Source organism: Actinomadura sp. NPDC000929 (genome assembly GCF_040492065.1).
Lineage (GTDB): Bacteria > Actinomycetota > Actinomycetes > Streptosporangiales > Streptosporangiaceae > Spirillospora > Spirillospora verrucosospora.
The window spans coordinates 1-21,968 of record NZ_JBEUPA010000140.1 but is presented as its reverse complement, the minus strand read 5'-3'; the positions used below and the strand labels follow the sequence as shown (position 1 = coordinate 21,968).

At 74.0% G+C, this 21,968-nt stretch carries 19 protein-coding genes; 11 read left to right on the top strand and 8 right to left on the bottom strand.

All coding sequences use genetic code 11. The annotated features are described in order from the left end of the window. Positions 1-191: 191 nt before the first annotated feature. A complete protein-coding gene (locus tag ABWI04_RS33955; protein ID WP_345183772.1) occupies positions 192-878 on the bottom strand; it encodes a dioxygenase family protein in 687 nt (228 codons plus the stop codon). Between the two features lie 240 nt (positions 879-1,118). On the opposite strand from ABWI04_RS33955, the gene ABWI04_RS33950 reads away from it, so the two are divergent. The 6 genes from ABWI04_RS33950 (at position 1,119) to ABWI04_RS33925 (ending at position 6,440) form a co-directional block, all read left to right on the top strand. Beyond that, positions 1,119-2,165 (top strand): AraC-like ligand-binding domain-containing protein, encoded by a 1,047-nt coding sequence (locus tag ABWI04_RS33950; RefSeq protein ID WP_345183774.1) that lies wholly within the window; start codon positions 1,119-1,121, stop codon positions 2,163-2,165. 99 nt (positions 2,166-2,264) lie between these two features. Next, entirely contained in the window at positions 2,265-3,569 is a 1,305-nt protein-coding gene (locus ABWI04_RS33945; protein ID WP_353834982.1) for an erythromycin esterase family protein, read from the top strand. A gap of 27 nt (positions 3,570-3,596) precedes the next feature. Beyond that, entirely contained in the window at positions 3,597-4,385 is a 789-nt protein-coding gene (locus ABWI04_RS33940) for a DUF427 domain-containing protein (RefSeq protein ID WP_353834981.1), read from the top strand. A 69-nt stretch (positions 4,386-4,454) separates the two neighbouring features. Beyond that, positions 4,455-5,084, top strand: coding sequence for a LysE family translocator (locus tag ABWI04_RS33935; RefSeq protein WP_345183780.1), 630 nt, complete (start codon positions 4,455-4,457; stop codon positions 5,082-5,084). 49 nt (positions 5,085-5,133) lie between these two features. Continuing rightward, on the top strand, positions 5,134-5,838 hold the full coding sequence (locus tag ABWI04_RS33930) for a Crp/Fnr family transcriptional regulator (RefSeq protein ID WP_345183782.1): 705 nt from the start codon (positions 5,134-5,136) through the stop codon (positions 5,836-5,838). Between the two features lie 35 nt (positions 5,839-5,873). Beyond that, positions 5,874-6,440 (top strand): TetR/AcrR family transcriptional regulator, encoded by a 567-nt coding sequence (locus ABWI04_RS33925; protein ID WP_353834980.1) that lies wholly within the window; start codon positions 5,874-5,876, stop codon positions 6,438-6,440. Here the strand turns inward: ABWI04_RS33925 and qcrB are convergent. Both qcrB and ABWI04_RS33915 read right to left on the bottom strand, forming a co-directional pair. After that, entirely contained in the window at positions 6,432-8,102 is a 1,671-nt protein-coding gene (gene qcrB, locus ABWI04_RS33920; protein ID WP_353834979.1) for a cytochrome bc1 complex cytochrome b subunit, read from the bottom strand. The genes ABWI04_RS33925 and qcrB overlap by 9 nt on opposite strands. 151 nt (positions 8,103-8,253) lie before the next feature. Further along, positions 8,254-8,895 carry a hypothetical protein gene (locus ABWI04_RS33915; RefSeq protein WP_353834978.1) on the bottom strand — a complete coding sequence of 214 codons (642 nt, stop codon included), beginning with the start codon at positions 8,893-8,895 and terminating at the stop codon, positions 8,254-8,256. 268 nt (positions 8,896-9,163) lie between these two features. Between ABWI04_RS33915 and ABWI04_RS33910 the strand changes: the two genes are divergently transcribed. Both ABWI04_RS33910 and ABWI04_RS33905 read left to right on the top strand, forming a co-directional pair. After that, positions 9,164-9,703 carry a DoxX family protein gene (locus ABWI04_RS33910; protein ID WP_345183790.1) on the top strand — a complete coding sequence of 180 codons (540 nt, stop codon included), beginning with the start codon at positions 9,164-9,166 and terminating at the stop codon, positions 9,701-9,703. A 52-nt stretch (positions 9,704-9,755) separates the two neighbouring features. Then, on the top strand, positions 9,756-10,574 hold the full coding sequence (locus ABWI04_RS33905; RefSeq protein WP_353834977.1) for an acyl-CoA thioesterase: 819 nt from the start codon (positions 9,756-9,758) through the stop codon (positions 10,572-10,574). A 196-nt stretch (positions 10,575-10,770) separates the two neighbouring features. On the opposite strand, the gene ABWI04_RS33900 is transcribed toward ABWI04_RS33905, so the two are convergent. The 4 genes from ABWI04_RS33900 to ABWI04_RS33885 form a co-directional block, all read right to left on the bottom strand. Then, positions 10,771-12,642 (bottom strand): carbohydrate-binding module family 20 domain-containing protein, encoded by a 1,872-nt coding sequence (locus ABWI04_RS33900; protein WP_353834976.1) that lies wholly within the window; start codon positions 12,640-12,642, stop codon positions 10,771-10,773. 148 nt (positions 12,643-12,790) lie between these two features. Continuing rightward, a complete protein-coding gene (gene nrfD, locus ABWI04_RS33895; RefSeq protein WP_353834975.1) occupies positions 12,791-13,831 on the bottom strand; it encodes an NrfD/PsrC family molybdoenzyme membrane anchor subunit in 1,041 nt (346 codons plus the stop codon). Then, complete coding sequence (locus ABWI04_RS33890) at positions 13,828-14,652, bottom strand: 4Fe-4S dicluster domain-containing protein (RefSeq protein WP_353834984.1); 825 nt, start codon at positions 14,650-14,652, stop codon at positions 13,828-13,830. Before ABWI04_RS33890 ends, nrfD begins: the two co-directional genes overlap by 4 nt. 161 nt (positions 14,653-14,813) lie before the next feature. Continuing rightward, the gene (locus tag ABWI04_RS33885; RefSeq protein ID WP_353834974.1) at positions 14,814-15,671 is read right to left on the bottom strand and encodes a PaaX family transcriptional regulator; all 858 of its coding nucleotides are present in this window, start codon (positions 15,669-15,671) and stop codon (positions 14,814-14,816) included. 193 nt (positions 15,672-15,864) lie between these two features. Here ABWI04_RS33885 and ABWI04_RS33880 point away from each other — a divergent pair, with 193 nt between their 5' ends. The 3 genes from ABWI04_RS33880 (at position 15,865) to boxB (ending at position 20,652) form a co-directional block, all read left to right on the top strand. Further along, positions 15,865-17,466, top strand: coding sequence for a benzoate-CoA ligase family protein (locus ABWI04_RS33880; protein ID WP_353834973.1), 1,602 nt, complete (start codon positions 15,865-15,867; stop codon positions 17,464-17,466). Between the two features lie 117 nt (positions 17,467-17,583). Then, positions 17,584-19,233 (top strand): 2,3-epoxybenzoyl-CoA dihydrolase, encoded by a 1,650-nt coding sequence (boxC, locus tag ABWI04_RS33875; RefSeq protein ID WP_353834972.1) that lies wholly within the window; start codon positions 17,584-17,586, stop codon positions 19,231-19,233. 3 nt (positions 19,234-19,236) lie between these two features. Beyond that, positions 19,237-20,652, top strand: coding sequence for a benzoyl-CoA 2,3-epoxidase subunit BoxB (gene boxB, locus ABWI04_RS33870; RefSeq protein ID WP_353834971.1), 1,416 nt, complete (start codon positions 19,237-19,239; stop codon positions 20,650-20,652). On the opposite strand, the gene ABWI04_RS33865 is transcribed toward boxB, so the two are convergent. Then, positions 20,649-21,899 carry a cyclic nucleotide-binding domain-containing protein gene (locus ABWI04_RS33865; protein WP_353834970.1) on the bottom strand — a complete coding sequence of 417 codons (1,251 nt, stop codon included), beginning with the start codon at positions 21,897-21,899 and terminating at the stop codon, positions 20,649-20,651. The two genes, boxB and ABWI04_RS33865, sit on opposite strands and share 4 nt — an antisense overlap. Between the last annotated feature and the right edge of the window lie 69 nt (positions 21,900-21,968).

Here is a 21,968-nt window from a genome sequence, read left to right as displayed (position 1 = left end):
CGCAGTCACACGGCGGGAGCCCCCGCAGTCACACGGCGGGAGCCCCCGCAGTCACACGGCGGGAGCCCCCGCAGTCACACGGCGGGAGCCCCCGCAGTCACACGGCGGGAGCCCCCGCCAAGGCGCGCCGGTGCCTTGGCGGGGGCGGGATTCCGCGGGAGCGGTGACGGAATCCGGCCGCGGAACCCCGGTCAGGGAACCTGCAGGACGAAGTCGAACTTCGCGGTGCGGCCCGTGGGAGTGGTCTGGACCTTCATGAGCAGCGCCGGGTCGTAGAGCGAGTCGGAGCTGTTGCGGGGCTCGTTCGGGAAGTACAGCTGCGTCGTCAGGATCTGCCGGTAGGGGGCCTGCGCCTTGACGTGGATGTGCCGGGTGCGGCCGGGGTAGAGGCCCGGCACGATCGTCGTGAGGGTGAATCGTCCCGAAGCGTCCGTGTATTGGTGTCCACGGAGCTTGTAGCCGTAGTTGTCGTAATTGCCGTAATAGTCCGCCTGCCAGAAGTCGAGCAGGGCGTGGGCCACCGGCGTGCACGACATCGAGTAGACGATCCCGGAGACCGTGAGGGGGGTCCCCGGCATGCCGGGCGTCACGATCGACGCGCGCTCGGGGGACCCGGGCTTGAAGTAGGGGCCCTCCATCTGCGAGTGCGTCGGGGTGTCGTCCCCGTCGTCGCACTTGGGCGTCGGGGTGAGCGGCCGCTGCTCGGTGCGGGCCTGCGCGGGCGCGGTCACCGCGGACACGGCGGTGGGCAGCGCGAGCGCGCCGATGCCCGCCGCGCCCGCGGCGACGATGAAGTTCTTGCGGCTGATGCCGTTGTCCTGGCCGTCGCCGGTGCCGGGCTCGTGGCCGGTGCCGGTCTCCTGCTCGTCGGCTGGCATGGGGGTTCCTCTCGGGGGTCGTCCGGGATCTTCCGGTTGGCGGGGCTCCCTGGGAGTCGGTCCGCGACATGTATAAGCCGCCGGGGAAGGGGCGGTCTTGCCGCTGCGTGCCGTGACTTTGGCGGCGAGTGCCAAAGCCCGCCGGAAGCGTCGTGCTGACTCGCTCATTGACCTTCCTGACGCGCCGTAGAAGCCTTGCGGTTGGCGTCCGAGACCCCGCCCGCCGACCGGAGGAGCGTCATGCCCACGCTCGTTGACACCTCGGACCACCCTGCCCGCGACCAGGCGGACTACTGGCGCCACCTGATCAGCTCGGCCTTCGGGCCGTTCCACGTGCAGCCGTGCCTGCCCGGAGGGTTCGCCGCCCGGCTGAGCGGCCGGGTGCTGGGCCCGGTGGAGGCCGGCGACGTGCACGCGCCCGCGCACGCGGTGCGGCGCAGCGCCCTGCAGATCGCCCGCGACACCCGCGAGTGCTACAAGCTCGGCCTGGTGCTGCGCGGCTCGTGCGTGCTGCGGCAGAACGGCCGCCGGGCCGTGGTCGGCGCGGGAGACGTGGTGTTCTACGACCTGACCCGTCCCGTGGAGATCTCCTTCGACGCCCACCACATCTTCACCGTGGTGATCCCGCACAGCGCCGTGCCGCTGCCGCGGGAGCGCCTCGCCGCGTTCGGCGGCACGCTGCTCGGCGGGCGGGCCCGGACCGGGCGGCTCGTCTCGTCCTTCCTCGGCGCCCTGGCCGAGAGCGGCGCCGAGGACGGCGAGCGGGGAGCCGCCCCGAACGGCGCCGGGCCCGCCACGGGGAGCGGGGCCGCGGCGGGCGACCCGTTCGGCGGGGCGTCCGACGAGATCTACGCCCACCACCTCGGCGGGGCCCTCGTCGAGCTGGTCACCGGCGCGGCCAGCGAGTGGCTGGGCGCGCCCGCGTCCCCGTCGCCGGAGGGAGCGGAGATGCTGCGGGCGATCGAGGAGTGGATCGAGGCGCGCCTGCACGACCCGTCGCTGAGCCCCGCCGCGATCGCCGCCGCGCACCACATCTCCGTCCGCCAGCTCTACCGGGTGTTCGCGCCGACCGGGACGACCGTCGCCCGGTACGTCCGGACCCGCCGCCTGGAGCACTGCCGCCGCGAACTCGGCGACCCGTTCCTCGGCACGCAGCGGATCGGCGCGATCGCCAACCGCTGGGGCCTGCCGGACGCCGCCGCCTTCAGCCGCGCGTTCCGCGCCGCCTACGGCCAGACCCCCAGCGACTACCGCGCCCGCACGACGGGCATCCGGCGGGACCCCTGACACGCCCCGATCCCGGCCGGCGCGCTTCGCCTTCCCGAATCCCGGGAAGGCGAAGAGTAAGGACCTGGACGCGACGGAGGACGCGAGGGGGACGTCGCCATGCGAGGCCGGGAAGGGCGCGCCGCCGCCGACGTGCGCGGAGCCGCGCTGCCGCTGGAGTACGCGGAGGATCTGGACCCGCTCCTCGACCGCATCGGGGACGGCCGGTGCGTGCTGATCGGCGAGGCCAGCCACGGGACCCACGAGTACTACGCGTGGCGGGCCGCGCTGACCAGGCGGCTGATCGCCGAGCGCGGGTTCGGGTTCGTCGCCGTCGAGGGCGACTGGCCCGACTGCCGCCGGGTCGACCGCTGCGTGACGCTCGCGCCGGGGGCGCACCAGGATCCGAGGGCCGCCCTGAACGCCTACGAGCGCTGGCCGACGTGGATGTGGGCCAACGAGGAGACCGTCCGGTTCTGCCGGTGGCTGCGCGACCGCAACGCGGGCCTTCCGCCGGTCGAGCGGGCCGGCTTCCACGGCCTGGACGTCTACAGCCTCTGGGACTCGCTGCGGGCGGTCGTCGACTACCTGGCGGCGCACCGCCCCGAGTACCTGGACACGGCGCTGGAGGCGTACCGCTGCTTCGAGCCGCACGGCCACGACCCCCGCTCCTACGGGTGGAACGCCGCCCTGGTCCCGGGCGGCTGCGCGGCGGAGGTGCTGGAACTGCTGGCCGCGCTGCGCCGCCCGGCGCCGCCGGGGGAGGCCGGCGACCCGGAGGAGGAGTTCGACGCCCGGCAGAACGCCGAGGTGGCGGCGGGCGCCGAGCACTACTACCGCACCATGCTGGGCGGCGGGCCGGAGTCGTGGAACGTCCGGGACGTCCACATGGCCGACACGCTGGACCGGCTGATGGACTTCCACGGCGCCAAGGCCGTCGTGTGGGCGCACAACACCCATGTGGGCGACGCGCGGGCGACCGACATGGCCGGCGCCGGGATGGTCAACCTCGGCCAGCTCGCCAGGGAGCGGCACGGAGCCGACGGCGTCGTGCTGGTCGGCTTCGCGGCCGGCCCCGGCGAGGTCGTCGCGGCGCCGGCCTGGGGCGCCCCGATGGAGGTCATGCACGTCCCGCCGCCGGCGCACGGCTCGCTGGAGCAGGTGCTGGCGGAGTCGGAGCTGCACCGGGCGATGTTCGTCGTGCCTCCGGAGCGGGAGAAGCCCGACTTCTTCACCGGCACGCTCGGGCACCGCGCGATCGGCGTCGTGTACGACCCGGACCGGGATTCGCGCCAGTACGTCCCGACACGGCTCGCCGAGCGCTACGACGCGCTGGGCTGGTTCCGCGCCACCTCGGCGCTCCAGCCGCTGCACCTGGAGGCGGCGCGCCGTGGTGAACTGGAGACGATGCCGACCGGTGTCTAGCAGTCAGGCAGTCTGAGGAGCCGCGCCATGTCCCTGACCATGCAGCCGGGCCCGCTCGCCGGTTCGCCCGGCGACGAGGTCAACTTCACGATCGACGGACCGGCGCACCGGTTGTTCATGCACGACTTCCCGCGCCGGGTCCGCGCCCGCTTCGCGGGGGAGACGGTGCTGGACACCGAGCGCGGGAAGCTGCTCCACGAGACGGGGCTGCTGCCCGTCCTGTACGTCCCCGAGGAGGACGTGCGCACCGACCTGCTGGAGAAGACCGTCCACGCGACGCACTGCCCGTTCAAGGGCGACGCCGCGTACTGGACGGTGCGGGTGGGCGACCGGGCGGCCGAGAACGCGGTGTGGGGGTATCCGGACCCGAAGCCGGAGGCGGCGTGGCTGCGCGGGCACATGGCCTTCTACTGGAACCGGATGGACGCCTGGTTCGACGAGGACGAGGAGGTCCACGGCCACCTGCGCGACCCGTACCACCGGGTCGACGCCCGCGCCACGTCCCGGCGCGTGCGGGTGCTGCTCGGCGACGAGGTCGTCGCCGAGACCGGGCGGGCGAAGCTGATCTCGGAGACCGGGTTGCCCAACCGCTACTACATCCCGGCCGAGGACGTCCGCCGCGACCTGCTGACCCGCAGCGAGAAGCGGACGTTCTGCCCCTACAAGGGCGAGGCCGCGTACTGGTCGCTGGCCGGCGCCGAGGACGCCGCCTGGTCGTACGAGGAGCCCCTGGAGGACGCCGCGAAGATCGGCGGGTACCTGTCCTTCGACCACGAGGCCCTGACGATCGAGACGCGGCCGTCTCCGGCCGCCTGACGCCCGCCCGGGGCCGGGGACGCCGTATTGCGCTCGCGGAGCGGCGGCCTCCTGCCGCATGATTTCGGCATGGTAGATACCTCCCTTTATGCGGCGTTCGTTGTCGCCGCGTTCGCGCTCTGCGTCACCCCCGGCCCCGACATGATGTTCATCGTCGCGATGGGCGGGCGCGGCGGCCCGGTCACGGGCCTCATGGCGGCGGCGGGCGTCGCCACCGGCGCCCTGACGCACGCCGTCGCCGCGACGCTCGGCCTCTCCGCCCTGTTCACCGCGCTGCCGGCGCTGTACCACGTGCTGCGCTGGGCGGGCGCCGCCTACCTCCTCTTCCTCGCCGTCAGGTCGTTCCGGGACCGCGGCGAGCCGGGGGAGGAGGGCGCGGCCCCGGTCGGCCCGGGACGGCTCCGCGCGTTCTGGCAGGGCGTCGTCACGAACCTGCTGAACCCCAAGGTGATCCTCTTCAACATCGCCTTCCTGCCGCAGTTCGTGAACCCCTCCGTGGGGCATCCGATGGTGCAACTGCTCGTCCTCGGCGTCACGCTCGTCCTGCTCGGCCTCGTCGTGGACGCCTGCGTCGGCCTCCTCTCCGGCCGCCTCGCGAACCTCCTGCGGCGCAGCCGCCGCGTCGCCCGCGGCCTGAACATCTTCAGCGGAACCGTCTTCACGGGGCTCGCCGTGCGCCTCATGGCCGTCCCCAAGTGAGGGCCTGCGGGTTTACAGTTCTGGTAACCCTGAGCAAAGGAGGCGGCTGTTGGTTCCGTACGCGGCGTCCTCTCCGCCTTCCGCGTTCTGGTCGGCGCTCGAACCCGCGCAGCGGACCGCGCTGCGCGACGCCGCGCGTCCCCGCACGTTCCCGGTCAAGGCGCCGCTGGTGTACCAGGGCGACGAGTCCGACCATGTGATCATCATCGAGCGGGGCTGGGCGAAGGTGACCTCCGCGACCGAGGACGGCCACGACGTGGTGCTGGCCGTCCGCGGCCCCGGCGACCTGCTCGCCGAGAGCGCGGTGCTCGGCGGGCGGCCGCGCGCCGCGACCGTCACCGCGCTGTCCCCGATCCGCGCCCTGGTCGTGCCCGCGGCCCGCTTCACCGGGTTCCTGGACGCGCACCCGGACGTGTGGATGCTCGTCACCGGCACCTTCGTGCAGCGCATGGACGACTCCGACCGGCGGCTGACCGCCCACATCACGAGCCGGGGTCCGGAGCGCCTGGCGGCCCTGCTCGCCGAGCTGGCGGAGCGCTCGGCCCAGCACGCCCCGCCCGCGCCCGACGGGTCGATCGAGATCGGGCCGCCGCTGTCGCAGGAGGAGCTCGGCAGCTGGATGGACGCCTCCCGGGAGACCGTCGCCCGCGCGCTCAGCGGGCTGCGCCGCGAGGGCCTGATCCGCACCGGCTGGCGCAGGATCACCGTGGTGGACCTGGCCCGCCTCCGCGCGTTCGCCAAGGAGCAGGACTGACGGACCGTCCGTCCTCCCGCCCTAGGATTCCGGGCATGAGCGGCGACGGCTACCACCACGGCAACCTGAGGCGGGCCGTGCTCGACGCCGCGATCGAGGTGATCGCGGAGGCGGGCCCGGCCACGTGGAGCCTGCGGGAGCTGGCACGCCGCGCCGGGGTGTCGCACGCCGCGCCCGCGCACCACTTCGGCGACAAGACCGGCGTGCTGACGGCCGTCGCCGCCGAGGGGTACGCGCTGTTCGCCGACGCCCTGGAGGCCGCCGGGAACGACCTGCACGGCGTCGGGCTCGCCTACGTGCGGTTCGCCGTCGAGCACCGGGTCCACTTCGAGGTCATGTTCGCGCCCGCGCTCTACCGCCCGGACGACCCGGAGGTGGCCGCCGCGCGCGACCGCGCCGGGCGCGTGCTCGCCGAGGGCGTCCGCGGCGCCGTGCCCGGCCGCCCCGCGGAGGACCGGACGGCCGGGATCGCCGCCTGGTCGATCGTGCACGGTTTCGCCCACCTGTGGCTGAGCGGCGCCCTGCGCGACCTCGGCGACGACCCCGTGCGGGCCGCCGGCCCGGTCATCCGCCTCCTGTTCGAGCGCCCCGGGTCACCGTGACGCGGCCTCCTCCTCGATCGCCGGCCGCTCGCCGTCCGCTTCGACCGGGGCGCGTTCGGGGACGACGGCCAGGTCGGCGCGGAAGCGGCGGTTGAGGGCGGCCCGCACGCGCCCCCGGGCGGTGCGGCCGCGGGGGCTTTCGACGTCGTCGACGGGCGGCGGGACGTCCAGGTCGGCGGCGGGCGCGGGGCGCGGATCGGTGATCGCGGCGATCGCCTCGTCCGGGAGCGGGCGCTCGACCTCGCTGAACCCCCCGTCCGGCGACTGGCGGACGATGCCGGTCTCCAGCCCGTGGTGGGCCAGGCCGAGGTCGCGGCGCTGCAGGCCGACGCAGAGCCGGTAGGTGACGGCGTAGGCGAGCACCGGTCCGAGGACGATGAGGAACCGGAAGAACCACGTCGTCCAGAACAGCGGGACGTCGAACTTGTCGGAGAGGACGTCGTTGCCGCCCGCGAGCCACAGCCCCCCGTAGAAGACCACGCCGCCGACGCCGATGCCGGTGCGCGCCGGGACGTCGCGCGGCCGGTCCAGCAGGTGGTGGATCTGCGAGTCGCCGGTCACCCAGCGTTCCAGGAACGGGTAGACGGCCAGCCCGGTGAACAGCAGCCCGGGCACCACGAGGGCGGGGACGACCACGCTCATCGCGACGGTGTGGCCCCAGACGTTGATCTCCCAGGACGGCATGACCCGCAGCGCGCCCTCCAGCCAGCCCATGTACCAGTCGGGCTGCGACCCGGAGCTGATCGCGCCGGGGTCGTAGGGCCCGAACAGCCAGATCGGGTTGATCTGGAAGAACGCGGCCAGCAGCGTCGTCACGCCCAGCACCCACAGGAAGAACGCCGTGGTCTTGGCGATGAAGACGGGGAAGAACGGGTAGCCGCGGACGGTCGTGTTCGAGCTGCCCTTGCCCGGGAACTGCGTGTGCGTCTGCCGCCAGGTCAGCACGACGGCGTGCAGCGGGATCAGCGCCGCCAGGATGCCGGGGATCAGCAGCACGTGGATGACGTACAGGCGCGGGATGATGTCGGTGCCCGGGTACTCGCCGCCGAACAGGAACATCACCGCGTACGAGCCCACCAGCGGGATCGACGCGAGCACGCCCTCCAGGATGCGCAGGCCCGTCCCGGACAGCAGGTCGTCCGGCAGCGAGTACCCGAACAGGCCGTTCAGCATCACGAGCATGAACATGGCGATGCCGATCAGCCAGTTCAGCTCGCGGGGCTTGCGGAACGCTCCGCTGAAGAAGTTGCGGAGCATGTGCACGAGGATCGCGCCCATGAAGATGAGCGTGGACCAGTGGTGGATCTGCCGGACGAGCAGCCCGCCCCGCACGTCGAAGCTGATCTTGAGGGCGGAGGCGTACGCCTCGCTCATCTCGACGCCCTTCAGCTTCGTGTACGAGCCGTTGTAGACGACCTCGTGCATGCTCGGCTTGAAGAACAGCGTCAGGTACACCCCGGTCAGCAGAATGATCACGAAGGAGTACATCGCGATCTCGCCGAGCAGGAAGGTCCACTGGTCCGGGAACGCCTTGCGCAGCGCCTTGCGCGCGAATCCGGTGGTGCCGAACCGCTCGTCGAGCGCCCTCGTCGTGACGTCCAGTGCCCTGGGCGGCCTCCGCGTGCCGACCCGCGCCCCGCCGGGCGCCCTCGTTCCCGCCATCGTCCGCATCCCTCCGTCGCGCTGTGGCAGTCGCGCTTCTGGGCATGAGACCGACGCAGACACCGTGAATGTGACATGTCGGAATGTGGACCGCGTCACATGGCGCGGTCCACCGTGCGGGGTCCCGGCAGGGCGGGACCGGCGGGCGGGATCAGCGCGCCCGGACGGCGAGGCCGCCGCGGCGCAGGTAGCGCGGACGCCAGCGCGCCCGGTAGCAGAGCCGGATCGGCGGCGGGAGCAGCCCCAGCACGGCGCGGCGGGTGCCGTCCGGGGCGCCGTCGAGAAGCCAGGGCAGGAACACTCCGAGCCCGCGCAGCCCCAGCTCGCGGCGGAGCTCCACGTCGAAGGTGCCCCATTCGAACGGGGTGAGGGTCTCCTGGATGAGGGGCAGGACGTTGGACTCCTTGAAGTCCAGCAGCGCGTCCACCGAGGCCCGCATATCGCGCGCGTACGCCGCGAACGCGTCGCGGTCGCGGTGCTCCAGCGCCGCCTCCACGCCGTCGATCGGCGGGACGGCCTTCAGGGCCAGCGACGCCATGGCGTCGAGGACCACACCGACCCGCCCGGGCCCGTCGGCGTCCTTGGCGTACATGACGGTCCAGAGGGCGTTCTTCTCGGCGCGGTCCTGCAGGCTCCAGTGGGCGGTGAACAGGGCCCAGCGGTCCGCCGCCTCGGCCCATCCGAAGGCGGTGCCGGGCCGGCCCGCCGCCTCCAACCGGGCGGTGTCGCGGCGGAAGGCGCCGTAGGCGGCGTACAGCATCGTCAGGTCGAATCTCCTCGCCACGCTGTCCATGCCGCCTCCCAAGCTCTCCGCGCCCGTGCCGCTCACACAGAAAGATGGACCGGACGCGTCCGAATGTGACGCGATGCGGAGCCCGACTTTCTGTGATCTGCCCCACGGGCGTCGGGATATGCGGAGGACGGGGCGTCGCACGCCGCGGGGGCGGCCGGGATCACCAGCGCGCCGCACTGCGGTCGGAAGCAGCGCATGCAAAGCGCTGGCCGCCCTCCCGGTCCGGTACGTTGCTGGGCGTTCCCAGCACACGAGGAGAGGGCCGGGCATGGCTGTTGACGCGGCGGGGATCGACATCGCCTCCCTGGTCCTGCGGGTGTCCGTCGGCGGCACGCTGATCGCGCACGGGTGGAACCACGCGTTCGGCGGCGGGAGGATCGAGGGCACGGCGGGCTGGTTCGAGTCGATGGGGCTGCGGCCGGGCCGCCTGCACGCGCTGATGGCGACCGGCACCGAGCTGGGCGCGGGCGTCCTGCTGCTGCTCGGGCTCCTCACGCCGCTGGCGGCGGCGGGCGCGGTGGGCACGATGGCCGTCGCGTTCGTCACCGCGCACCTGCGCAACGGCTTCTTCATCTTCCGCCCCGGCCAGGGCTACGAGTACGTGGTCATGATCATGATGGTGGCGTGCGCGGTGGGCGCGCTCGGCGGCGGCGCGGCGTCCCTGGACCGCGTCCTCGGAATCGACGGCGACCTGGCGGGCTGGACGGGCCTGGCCGTCACCGCCCTCGCCGGCGGGATCGGCGCCGCCCTCCTGCTGGCCGCCTTCTGGCGGCCCGGCACGCGCTCCGCCGGGACGCCGGGGGACTGACCGGCCCAGCCCGACCGGCCGGCCCGCGCCCGGGTCGGATAACGTCGCGAGCGTGCGACCCTCGATCTCCGAAGAGCCCGAAGGGCGGCTGGAGTCCCTCCACTCCGTCCTGGAGCTGCTGGACCTGGAAGAGCTCGACCGGGACCTCTACCGGGGAGCGCTCGTCTTCGACGACCCCTACCCCCTGTACGGCGGGCAGGTCGCGGCGCAGGCGCTGCGCGCGGCGGGCGGCACCGTCCCGGAGGGGCGGCTGCCGCACTCGCTGCACGGGTACTTCCTGCGCGGCGGCGACGCGGCGCGGCCGACGATCTTCCGGGTGGACCGGGACCGCGACGGCCGCTCGTTCTCGGCGCGCCGCGTGGTGGCGCTCCAGGGCGGCGAGGTCATCTTCAACATGTCGGTGTCGTTCCAGCGGCCCGCCGACGACGAGGACCGGCAGGTGCACCCGGCGCCGCGGGTCCCCGGGCCGGACGGCCTCCCGGCCTCCCCGGTCCCGCGGCTGTTCTCCATGGAGAGCCGCGTGCCGCCGCAGCCCTACGAGGCGGCCGACTTCCCGACGCGGCTGTGGTCGCGCTGCCCCGCGCCGCTGCCGGACGACGACCTGCTCCACGCCTGCGTGCTGACGTACCTGTCCGACATCTCCAGCGGGCTGATCGCGCTGCACGACGGCGCGGCCCGGTCGGGGTCCAGCCTGGACCACGCCGTCTGGTTCCACCGGCCGGTCCGGATGGACGACTGGGTGCTGATGGACCTCGTCCCGCAGACGGTCGCCGCCGGGCGCGGCTGGTACACCGGAACGATCCACACCCGGGACGGCGTGCTGGTCGCCAGCCTCACCCAGGAGACCCTCTTCCGCACGCCGCGCCCCTGACGCGGCCGGGGCCGGCCTCCGCGCGGGGGGCGGGCCGCGGGCGGGGGCTCGCCCGGGGTCGGTGGGGGGGGGGGCGGCCGGGGCGGGGGGGTGGTGGGGGCTGGGCCCAGGCCGCCCCCCGGGCCGAGTTGGCCGCCGCCGCGCCCGCCCGGGGGGCGGGGGCCGGCCTCCGCGCGGAGGCCGGCCCGCGGTCGGGCTATCGCCAGGTGTCGTTGGCGGTGCGGCCGGACGTGCCGGTCGTGTAGGTGCGGTTGGCGCCGCTCTCCCAGGTCACGGCTCCGGCGTCGGTCTTCTTGAGGTACTTGTATTCGATCTTGGTGTTGGCGGGCAGCGTCACCGTCCCGCTCCAGATGGGGTAGCCGGACGGGGACAGCTTCACCGCCTTGGAGGTGTCCCACGAGCCGAGCGCAGGGACGTCGCCGACGAGGTAGACGCTCGTGCCCCAGGTGGTGGTGGCGTTGACGTTGAAGGTGTCGGAGACGGTCCCGGGGTCGGAGGTGGGCGGCGGGGTCTGGCCGGACCGGGCGTCCGCGTGGATCGCGACGGCGCCTCCCGCGGGGATCGTCACGGTCGCGGTCCCGCCCGCCACGGTGACGGCGGTGCCCTGGCAGCCGCTCGAACCGAGGCCGCCGGTGATGACGTCGCAGTAGACGCCGTCCGCGAGCCCGGTCCGGTAGGACGCGGTGGACGGGGTGGAGGAGTCGTTGAGCCCGATCCAGCCCCGGGAGCCGCGGCTGAACCCGATGACGTTCCCCGCGGTGGCGGTGAAGTCGCCCACCGACGTGGCGGACGCGGTCGCGTTGTGCCATCCGACCATGCCCTTCACCCCGGTCGAGCGGGTGAGGCACTGCCAGCCGTTCGAGCAGTTCGCGGCGGTGACGAACCCGCGGGCGTCGGCGGGCGGCGACTGCCCGGCCGACGCCCAGGTGAAGCCGTCGTACACCGAGGGCTTGCCGTACGGGTAGGCCAGCAGGAAGTAGGTCGCCAGGGTGTAGTCGGAGCCGCTCTTGTAGTTGAGCGTGGACCCGTCCCGCTCGGTGTCGTGGTTGGTGATCATCGTGTGGGTCCGGGAGCCGTCCGCGTCCAGCGACCAGGACGGGATGCCGGACAGGTTGGACAGCGTCCCGTTCTGGAACTGGGTCTTCAGGCCCTGGGCGTAGGAGAAGCCGAGCACGTCGCCGTTCCCGGTGAACGCCGAGGGCTTCAGGTCGGCCGTGCTCGACCCGGGGAAGACCTCCTGCGCGATGTAGGGCGCCCTGCCCTCGGCGGTGGTGGTGTGCAGGGCGGCCCTGACGGCGGCGAAGTCGGCCTGGGCGATGTGCTTGGCGGCGTCGATCCGGAACCCGTCCACGCCGAGGCCGATCAGGTCGTTGAGGTAACCGGCGATCTTGTCGCGCACGTAGCCGGACTGGGTCTTCAGGTCCGACAGCGAGACCAGCTCGCAGTTCTGCACCTCGGAGGTGTTGTTCCAGTCGTCGATGCCCGCGTCGTCGTCGTCGCAGTATCCGTCGTTGGCGTGGTGGAAGTCGCCGTACCCGTACGGGACGGCCGGGTAGGCGAACCCGCCGGGATCGAAGGTGGAGCCGCCGTAGGTGGTGTTGGCCGTGTTGTTGTGGCCCGCCATGTGGTTGACGACCGCGTCCACGTAGACGCGGACGCCCGCGTTGTGGCAGGCCGCCACCATGGAGGAGAACTGGGCGCGGGTTCCGAGCCTGCTCGTCAGGCCGTAGGAGACGGGCTGGTACACCTCCCACCACGGGTGGGCCCCGTCATTGGTCGAGGCCAGGCTGACCGACTCGGCCGGCGGGGCGACCTGCACGGCCCCGTACCCGGCGGGGCCGAGGTGGTCGGTGCACGCGGCGGCGACGGACGGCCAGTTCCACTCCCAGAGGTTGGCGGTGACGTCGCTCGCGTTGAGGGAGGCGGCGGCGCGGGCGGGGCGGTCGGGGAGCAGGGCGGCGACGGGCGCCGTCCCGGCGAGGACGAGGAGGCCGGCGGCGAGCAGCGACCGGCGGCGGGGGACTCGCGCGCGGGGGGCTCCCGCGCGTGGCGCGTCGTTGGCAGACATGGCGGCGAACTCCTGTCACGGGGCGCCTGGCGGGCGCCCGAGGGGGTGGGTGGACGGCCGTCCGCGAGCAACGCGAGAATGCTCTCTTCTTGCAGTCAGGTCAAGAGCTTGCGCAAACTTGCAATCGGCTTGCAGAAAGACGGCACCCTCAGGAGGTGGGCGCCCCGCCGCGTGCGGCGAGGCGTTCCCGCTGGGGAACGACGGTGTACTTGGGGTCCTCGGCCGACTGCACGCCCGCGTGGAAGACGCCGAAACGCGTGCAGGCCGAACTCGCCAGGAGGGCTGCGCCGCTCAAGGCCGCCGCGACCCGGCTGCGCCCGCCGAGCAGGACGCATCCCGCGACGCCCGCGGCGGAGAGGGCCTCGCCGGCGCGCATGTAGACCCCGCCCCTGCCCCGCCGGTACGGCTCGGCCGCCAGCCCGGCCCGGCGCTCCAGAACCGCGGCCGCGGCCAGTTCCAGACCGGAGCCGAACACGGCGGCGGTGCGCATCGGGGCGTTCTCCCGAACGGGCGCGGTGACCAGCGCCATGCCGGCCGCCGCGGCGGCGGCCGAGCCGACGAAGACGAACGGGAGCTCGCGGTACGCCTCGTGCCAGGCGGGGACGGCGGTGTCGGCGGCGAGCACCGCGGTGTAGGCGGCGACGGGCGGGCCGAGCACGGCGGCTCCGGCGGTGGCGGCGCGGCCGAGGCGCGGGAAGAGCCCGGTCACCTCCAGCACGGCGGCGGCGCCCGCGGCGGGACCGTAGGCGGCCAGCAGCCAGGAGCCGACGCTCATCGGCGAGGTCGGCTTCATGACGCGCAGCATGTTGGAGAACCGCTCCGGCCGCCCGAGGTCGTGGACCAGCGCGGCCGCGGACCCGCCGATCGCGGCCAGCGAGGAGATCTTCAACGCCCGCGCGGCCGCCGGGCGCCCCGTGAGCTGCGCGCCGGCGGCGAGCACCGACCCCGCGCCGGCCAGGCCGCCGAGGAAGAAGTACCCCGCGATGTCGAGGGACTTCCACACCGGCGGGTTCAGGACGGGCTTGCCGTAGTAGGAGGTGAACTCCGCCTCCGGCACCATGGCCTTCTCGCCGCGCCCGCCCCGGCGCCCTCCGCGCCGTCCCCGGCCGCCCAGGCCCTTGCCGATCTGGGCCTCCCGGCCGGGCCGCTCGCCGCGCACGCCCTCCTTGCCGACCTCCGACGAGCTCATCGCGCGCCCCCCGTGCGGCCGTGTGCGGCGAAGACGGCGGCGAGCCCGCCGAGCAGCGTGGCGGCGGCGACTCCGGCGTGCCGCCACATGGACGGCAGGTCGCGCGTGGTGACGACCGGATCCGGCGGCAGCCCGTACACCTCGGGCTCGTCCAGCAGGAGGAAGAAGGCGCCGTCGCCGCCGACGCCGTCGTCCGGGTCGTGCCCGTAGAGCCGCGCGTCCTCGACGCCGAGGCCGTGGAGCTGGTCGACGCGCTGCGCCGCCCGCTCGCGCAGCTCGTCCAGCGGGCCGAACTGGATCGAGTCGGTCGGGCACGCCTTCGCGCACGCGGGCTCCTGCCCCACGCTGATCCGGTCGTAGCACAGGGTGCACTTCCACACCCGCCCGTCGCCCTTGCGCTGGTCGATGACCCCGTACGGGCAGGCGGGCACGCAGTAGCCGCAGCCGTTGCAGATGTCCTCCTGGACGACCACCGTGCCGAACTCGGTGCGGAACAGCGACCCGGTCGGGCACACGTCGAGGCAGGCGGCGTGCGTGCAGTGCTTGCACACGTCGGAGGCCATCAGCCAGCGCATGCCGCCCGCGTCCTGTGCGCCGCCCTGCGCGTCGCCGTGGTCGACCCCGCTCTCGTTCTGGCCGATCGGCTTGCTCTGCTCGATGAACGCGACGTGCCGCCAGGTGTCGGCGCCGAGGCCCTGCGTGTTGTCGTAGGACATGCCGGTGAACTCGAGGCCGTCCTCCGGGACGGCGTTCCATTCCTTGCAGGCCACCTCGCACGCCTTGCAGCCGATGCACACCGACGTGTCGGTGAAGAAGCCCATGCGGGGCGGGGGGTCGGCGTAGCCGGAGTCGGCGGCGACGTCGGGCTCCGCGCCGGCGAGCAGGTTCCGTCCTATCAAACTGCCCATTTCCACGACTCCCATCGACGACACCGGCCCCTACCCGACTTCCCGGGGACGCGCCGCCTACACACCGCCCGCCGTCAGGCGCCCAACGCCTTCCACTGGCGGTCGGCGACGGGGCGCCAGGCGTCGTGCCGCTCGTGGAAGAGCGCGACCGCCTGGGCGCCGCTCCAGTCGTCGGGGAGCAGGGGCGCGGGAAGGCCGGGGTCGAGGAACGGGAAGCGGCGCCATTCCTGGACGAGCCTGGTGTGCGCGGCGAACGTCCCCGGATCGTCGGCGGGCCGCAGCGCGCCGACGGCGTCGAGGAAGTCCTCGTAGGCGAGCCCGATCTCGTCCAGGTCCCACGCCTGACGCGCCACGCGCCGCGCCTCGTCCAGGTCGCCGAGCCGCCCGACGAACAGGGTGGAGGCGTCGGCGACGCCGATCTCGGCGAGGACCTCCCGGACCTCGGCCTCGCGCTCGGGGTGCGGGCTGACCCACACGCCGGGGGAGAGGTTGCCGAGGCCGCTCCAGGCGAGCCGGGTCCGCAGCAGGTGGCGCAGGCGGCGGCTGGTCTCCGGGACGGTGGCCAGCACCAGGAGCCACTGCCCGTCCCACGCGCCGCCCGGGCGGCCGAAGCCGTAGATCCGCTCGGTGCCGTCGGTGAGCAGCCGCTCCCCGGACGGGGTGAGCCGCCAGGCGGTGCGGCGGCCGTGCCGCTCCCCGGCGAGCCAGCCCTCCCCGGCGCTGCGGGCGAGCGCCTGCCGCACGGCCTTCTCCTCGACGCCGAGGAGCCCGAGCGCGCGCAGGAACGTCGCCGTCCACACCGGCTCGCCGCCGGGCAGGACGAACTCGCCCAGCACTGTCAGCAGCAGGGACCGCGCGCTCGCCGCGCCGAGTTCGCGCCGACGCCGGAACCTCGGCTCCGGGTGCGCCGGGTCCTCGCCGGTTCGGGCCATGTGCTCCTCCTCTGGGCCCCGGTGGGCGCGCCCGCCCGCCTGCGGGGCGGCCGGGGCGCCGTCCAGTATCGCGCGGGTCCGGCCGGCGCCGCGCGGGCCGCGCCCGGAACCGACATCGTTCCACAAGTCTATTGACTGTCGTTTCATCTATGTAGAGCATTGGGGCCACGGTTCCCGGCGAGGGGAGACCTCGATGACCGCTGGAACGGCGACCGCCCCGGTCCCGCCCGACACCTTCAACGCCTCCGACTACCTGCTCCGGGCGGCGTCCGGGCCCGGCGCCGGCCGGACGGCGCTGACCGGTCCGGGCGGGGACGTCAGCTACGCCGGGCTCGCCGAGCTCGCCGGGGACATCGCCGCCGGGCTCGAACGGTGGGGCCTGCGCGCCGAGGAGCGGGTGGTGCTGTTCATGGCCGACGGCCCGCCCATGGCCGCGGTGATCCTGGGCGCGATGCGGCTCGGCGCCGTCCCCGTCCCGGTGTCGACGATGCTGACGGGCCCCGAGCTCGGCGGCCTGCTGGCCGACGCGCGCGCCCGGGTGCTGCTGGTCGGCGACCGGTTCGCGGCCGCCGCCGAGGCGGCCCTCGCGCACGCTCCCGGCGTCCGGCGCGTCGCGGTGGAGGGGGACGCGGCGCTCCGCGCCCCGGCGGGCGTGCGGGTGGACCCGTTCGAGGACCTGGTCCGCGAGGGGCGCGCCCGCGGCGGAGCGCCGGCCGAGCCGTACGCGACCTCGGACGACTCCAGCGCCCTGTGGCTCTACACGTCCGGAACGACGGGCCGCCCGAAGGGCGCGATGCACCGGCACGCCAACATCCGGCACGTCGTGGAGACCTACGGCCGCCAGGTGCTCGGCATCCGGCCGGACGACCGCTGCTACTCGGTCGCCAAGCTGTTCTTCGCCTACGGGATCGGCAACTCGCTGTTCTTCCCCCTCGCCGCAGGCGCGACCGCCGTCCTGGACCCGGACCGCCCGACCCCGGCGTCGGTGGCCGGGCGGCTGGCCGAGTACCGGCCGACCCTGTTCTTCGCCGTCCCGACCTTCTACGCGGCGATCCTCAACGCCGAGGTCCCGGTGGAGGCCTTCGCGTCGGTCCGCCTGGCGGTGTCGGCGGGGGAGCCGCTGCCCGCCGAGCTGTGCCGCCGCTTCACCGAGCGGTACGGCGTGGAGATCATCGACGGGATCGGCTCCACGGAGTGCCTGCACATCTTCCTGTCGAACCGGCCCGGACGGGTCCGCCCGGGGACGACGGGCACCGCGGTCCCCGGCTACGAACTGCGCGTCGTGGACGCCGCCGGGGCCGACGTCGGGCCCGGGACGCCGGGCTCGCTGCTGGTGAAGGGCGAGTCGATCGCCACGGGCTACTGGTGCCGCACCGAGACGACCCGGCAGGTCTTCCAGGGGGAGTGGCTGCGCACGGGCGACACCTACGTGGTGGACGAGGACGGCTTCTACACCTGCCTGGGCCGGACGGGCGACATGCTCAAGGCCGGCGGCATCTGGGTGTCGCCGGCCGAGGTGGAGGGACGGCTGCTGGAGCACCCCGCGGTGGCGATGGCCGCCGTCGTCGGGCTGCCGGACGCCGACGGCCTGGACAAGCCCGTCGCCTGCGTCGTGCTCAAGGAGGGCGCGACCGCCGAGCCGGCCGAGCTGATCGGGTTCTGCCGGGCGGGTCTCGCGTCGTTCAAGCGCCCCCGCGAGGTGCTGGTGGTGGACGGGCTGCCCACGACGCCGACCGGCAAGCTGCGCCGCTTCGCCGTCCGCGAGCTGGCCTCGGCCCTGCTCGCCGCGCCCTGACCCGTCCCCGGGCGCTCCCGTCCTGGGCGGCGCGCGGGCCGAAATGCTACAAACAGTTGACGTGAAGAACGAATTTTGTGGAGCATGATGGAGACGGCACCGGCGGAAGGACAGCGCATGACCGGCCCGCACGTGGAGTTCCGGGTGGACCCGTCCCGCTACCGGCACTGGCGCCTGGACGTCGAGGGCGACGTCGCCACCCTGACGATGGCGGTCGACGAGCGGGGCGGGCTGGTCCCCGGATACGAGCTGAAGCTGAACTCCTACGACCTCGGCGTCGACATCGAGCTGTACGACGCCGTCCAGCGGCTCCGCTTCGAGCACCCCGCGGTGCGCGTGGTCGTCCTCACCAGCGGCAGGGAGAAGATCTTCTGCGCGGGCGCCAACATCCGGATGCTGGCCGCGTCCCCGCACGCCTGGAAGGTCAACTTCTGCAAGTTCACCAACGAGACCCGCAACGGCATCGAGGACGCGACGGCCCACTCCGGGCAGACCTACCTGGCGGCGCTGAACGGCACCGCCTCCGGCGGCGGTTACGAGCTGGCCCTCGCCTGCGAGCACATCATGCTCGTCGACGACCGGTCCTCGGCGGTGTCGCTGCCGGAGCTGCCGCTGCTCGGCGTCCTGCCGGGCACCGGCGGCCTGACCCGCGTGTCGGACAAGCGTCGCGTCCGCCGCGACCGCGCCGACTACTTCTCGACCAGGGCGGAGGGCCTCGGCGGCGGGAAGGCCGTCGCGTGGGGCCTGGTGGACGAGGCCGTCCCGCGCACCGCCTGGGACGAGACGGTCGCCGCACGCGCGCGGGAGCTGGCGGCCCGCTCCTCCCGGCCGCGCGACGCCGAGGGGATCGCGCTGGCGCCCCTCGGCAAGGAGCGCACGGACGCCTCCATCGCCTACCGGCACGTCTCGGCGGCGCTCGACCGCGACGCCGGCGCCGCCGAGATCACGATCGCGGGCCCGGACGCGCCTCCCGGCGACCTGCGCGACGCGGACTTCTGGACGCTCGCCATGACCCGCGAGCTGGACGACCTCATCCTGGACCTGCGGACCAACGAGCCGGAGCTCGGCACGTGGGTGCTCCGCACGGCGGGGAGGGCCGAGCACGTCCTCGCCCACGACCGGCTGCTGCTCGACGCCTCCGGCGACTGGCTCGCCAACGAGGTCGTGCACTACCTCAAGCGGACGCTGAAGCGGCTCGACGTCACCAGCCGCAGCCTCATCGCCCTGATCGAGCCCGGAAGCTGCTTCGCCGGCTCCCTCCTGGAGGTCGCGCTCGCCGCCGACCGCTCCTACCAGCTCGACGGCGTCTTCGAGGACGTCGACCCGGACGCCGATCCCGCCGCGGTCACCGTGGACGCGATGAACCTCGGACCGCTCCCGATGGGCAACGGGCTCACCCGGCTGGCGACCCGCTTCCTCGGCGACGACGGCGCGCTCGCCGCCGTCCGGGACGCCGCCGGCGAGCCCCTGGAGGCCGCCGGCGCCGAGCGCCTCGGCCTGGTCACCTTCGCGCCCGACGACATCGACTGGGACGAGGAGATCCGCATCGCCGTCGAGGAGCGGGCCGGCTTCAGCCCCGACGCGCTCACCGGCCTGGAGGCCAACTACCGCTTCCCCGGCCCCGAGACCCTCGAGACCAAGATCTTCGGACGGCTGTCCGCCTGGCAGAACTGGATCTTCACGCGCCCGAACGCGTCCGGTCCGGACGGCGCCCTGCGCCGCTACGGCACCGGACGGCGCGCCGACTTCGACCGAAAGCGAGTCTGAGCGATGGCGACCACCGCCGACTACACCGAGAAGATCCCCAACAACGTCGGCCTGCACGAGGACCGGCGCCTCCAGCGCGCCCTGGAGTCGTGGCAGCCGAACTTCCTGTCCTGGTGGGAGTCGATGGGCCCGTCGCTGCCGACGCGGGAGGTCTACCTGCGCACGGCCGTCGACGTCGGACGCGAGGGCTGGGCGCACTTCGGGCACGTCGCCATGAAGGACTACCGGTGGGGCATCTTCCTGGCCGAGCGCGACGGCGACCGCCGTATCGGCTTCGGCGCCCACAAGGGCGAGCCCGCCTGGCAGAAGGTGCCCGGCGAGTACCGCGCCGACCTGCGGCGCCTCATCGTCATCCAGGGCGACACCGAGCCGGCGTCGGTGGAGCAGCAGCGCAATCTCGGCGCCACCGCGCCCAGCCTCTACGACCTGCGCAACCTCTTCCAGGTGAACGTCGAGGAGGGCCGCCACCTGTGGGCGATGGTCTACCTCCTGCACGCCCACTTCGGGCGCGAGGGCCGCGAGGAGGCCGAGGAGCTGCTGCACCGCAACTCCGGCAGCGAGGAGTCGCCCCGCATCCTCGGCGCCTTCAACGAGGAGACCCCCGACTGGCTCTCGTTCTTCATGTTCACCTACTTCACCGACCGGGACGGCAAGTACCAGCTCGGCACGCTGAAGGAGTCCGGCTTCGACCCGCTGGCGCGGACCTGCGAGTTCATGCTGAAGGAGGAGGCCCACCACATGATGGTCGGCACCACGGGCATCGACCGGGTCGTCGAGCGGACCGTCCAGCTGATGAAGGAGCACGACACCGACGACGTCGCCCCGCACGGCGGGATCCCCCTGGACGTCGTGCAGAAGTACCTGAACTTCCACTACTCGGTGTCGCTCGACCTGTTCGGCTCCGAGACGTCCAGCAACGTCGCCGGCTACTACACGGCCGGGCTCAAGGGGCGCTGGATGGAGGACCGCCGCCGGGACGACCACCGCCTCACCGACGACGCCGTCATGGTGGACGCCCTCGTCGACGGCGCCGTCGGGCGGACCGAGGTCTCCGCGCTCGTCGGCCTCAACACCGACCTGCGCCGCGCGTACATCGCCGACTGCCAGAGCGGCGTCAACCGCTGGAACCGCATCCTGTCGGAGGCGGGCCTCCCGCAGCGCCTCCGCCTGCCGAGCATCGCCTTCAACCGCAAGGTCGGCGCCTTCGCCGGCGTCGAGGCCGCGCCGGACGGGGAGCTGCTCGACGCCGCCGAGTGGGAGCGGCGCAAGGACGCCTGGCTTCCGACGGAGGTCGACAGGACCCACGTCCGCTCGCTGATGCGGCCCGTCCACGAGCGCGGCAGGATCGCCGCCTGGATCGCCCCGCCCCGCAACGGCGTCAACGGCCGGCCCTTCGACTACGAGTACGTGCGCCTCTAGCCGGCGGCGCCTTCGGGCCGGGGCCGCGTCTGGCCCGCGGCCGGGAAGAGCCGTAGCCAGGCGCCGCCGGGGCCCGGCTCGCGCACCTCGACGGGCTCGAACTCCGGCCCCGCCCCGGCGATCCCCCGGTGGACGGGCGCGGAGACGATCAGCCCGAGGGCGGCCGCGACGCCCGCGAGCCTCCGCCGCAGGACCTCGGACTCCAGCAGCCGGGCGGCGCGGGCGAGCGCCGCCCCGGTGACCCCCTCCGGCCCCGCGTGCACGGGGCCCGCGTCGACCGCGACCCGCACCTGGAGGCGCCGCCTCTCGGCCGCGCCCGCGTTGTGCCGGTCGATGCGCTCGGCGAGCGCCCGCACCAGCGGATCCGCCGGAGCGTTCACCGGGACCCCGGGAGGGACGACAAGCAGCACGCCGTCGCCGCGGTCCTCGCGGTGGCAGGCCGCCCAGGGCACCCCGGCCGCGGCGAAGGACTCCTCCAGCGACTCGAACAGCACCCGCCTGATGGCCGCCCGGTCCGCCTCGGTCCGGTCCGGGGAGCCGAACCCGACCACATCGGCGAACACGACCGTGCAGTCCTGCCCCGTGAGGAAGAGGGAGCCGGACACGGCCGGCGGGCGGGGCTCGCCGCCCGCCGTGAGCCGCTCCAGCCGGACCGGGTCGAGGACGTCGATCGTCCCGTCCCCGGCGTGGACGAGTCCCGCGCCGTCCCACTCGCTGAGCACGCTCGCCACCGCCGCGGGCGTCGACGACGTCCAGCCCGCCAGCTCGGTCCCCGTCAGGGGGAGCGCCCCGTCCCGCGCCCGCGACAGCGTCGTGAACAGCGCGGCCAGCCGGCGCTCGGTGTCGGCGAGTTCGGTGCCGGAGGTACGGGCCGCCGCCTCGACGGTGCGGTCGTGCGCCTGCTTCTCCAGCACCGACTGCACGCCCGCGTGGCGCTCCACGACGCGCCGGAAGTCCGCCGCGCCGACGACGAGCGCCTCCACGGTGTCCAGCGCGATGACCGTCGCCGTCCAGGCCTCGCCCTCGAACAGCGCCCGCTCGCCGATCAGGTCGCCCGGACCGCGGACCGCCACGATCCGCTCCTCGCCCGCCCGGTCGACGCGGACCTTCGTCCAGCCCGACAGGAGGACGACGACGTAGTCGGCCGGATACCCCTGCCGCAGGATCGGCGCGCCCGGCCCGAAGGCGCGCGGGCGCGGGGGGGCGCGGCCGGGCGAGGCGGGCCCCGGCCCCACCGCGCGGGCCAAGACTATTGGGTACCGGCCCGGCCCGACGGGGGGGCGCCGCGGGGGACCCCACCCCCCGCGCCGACGCGC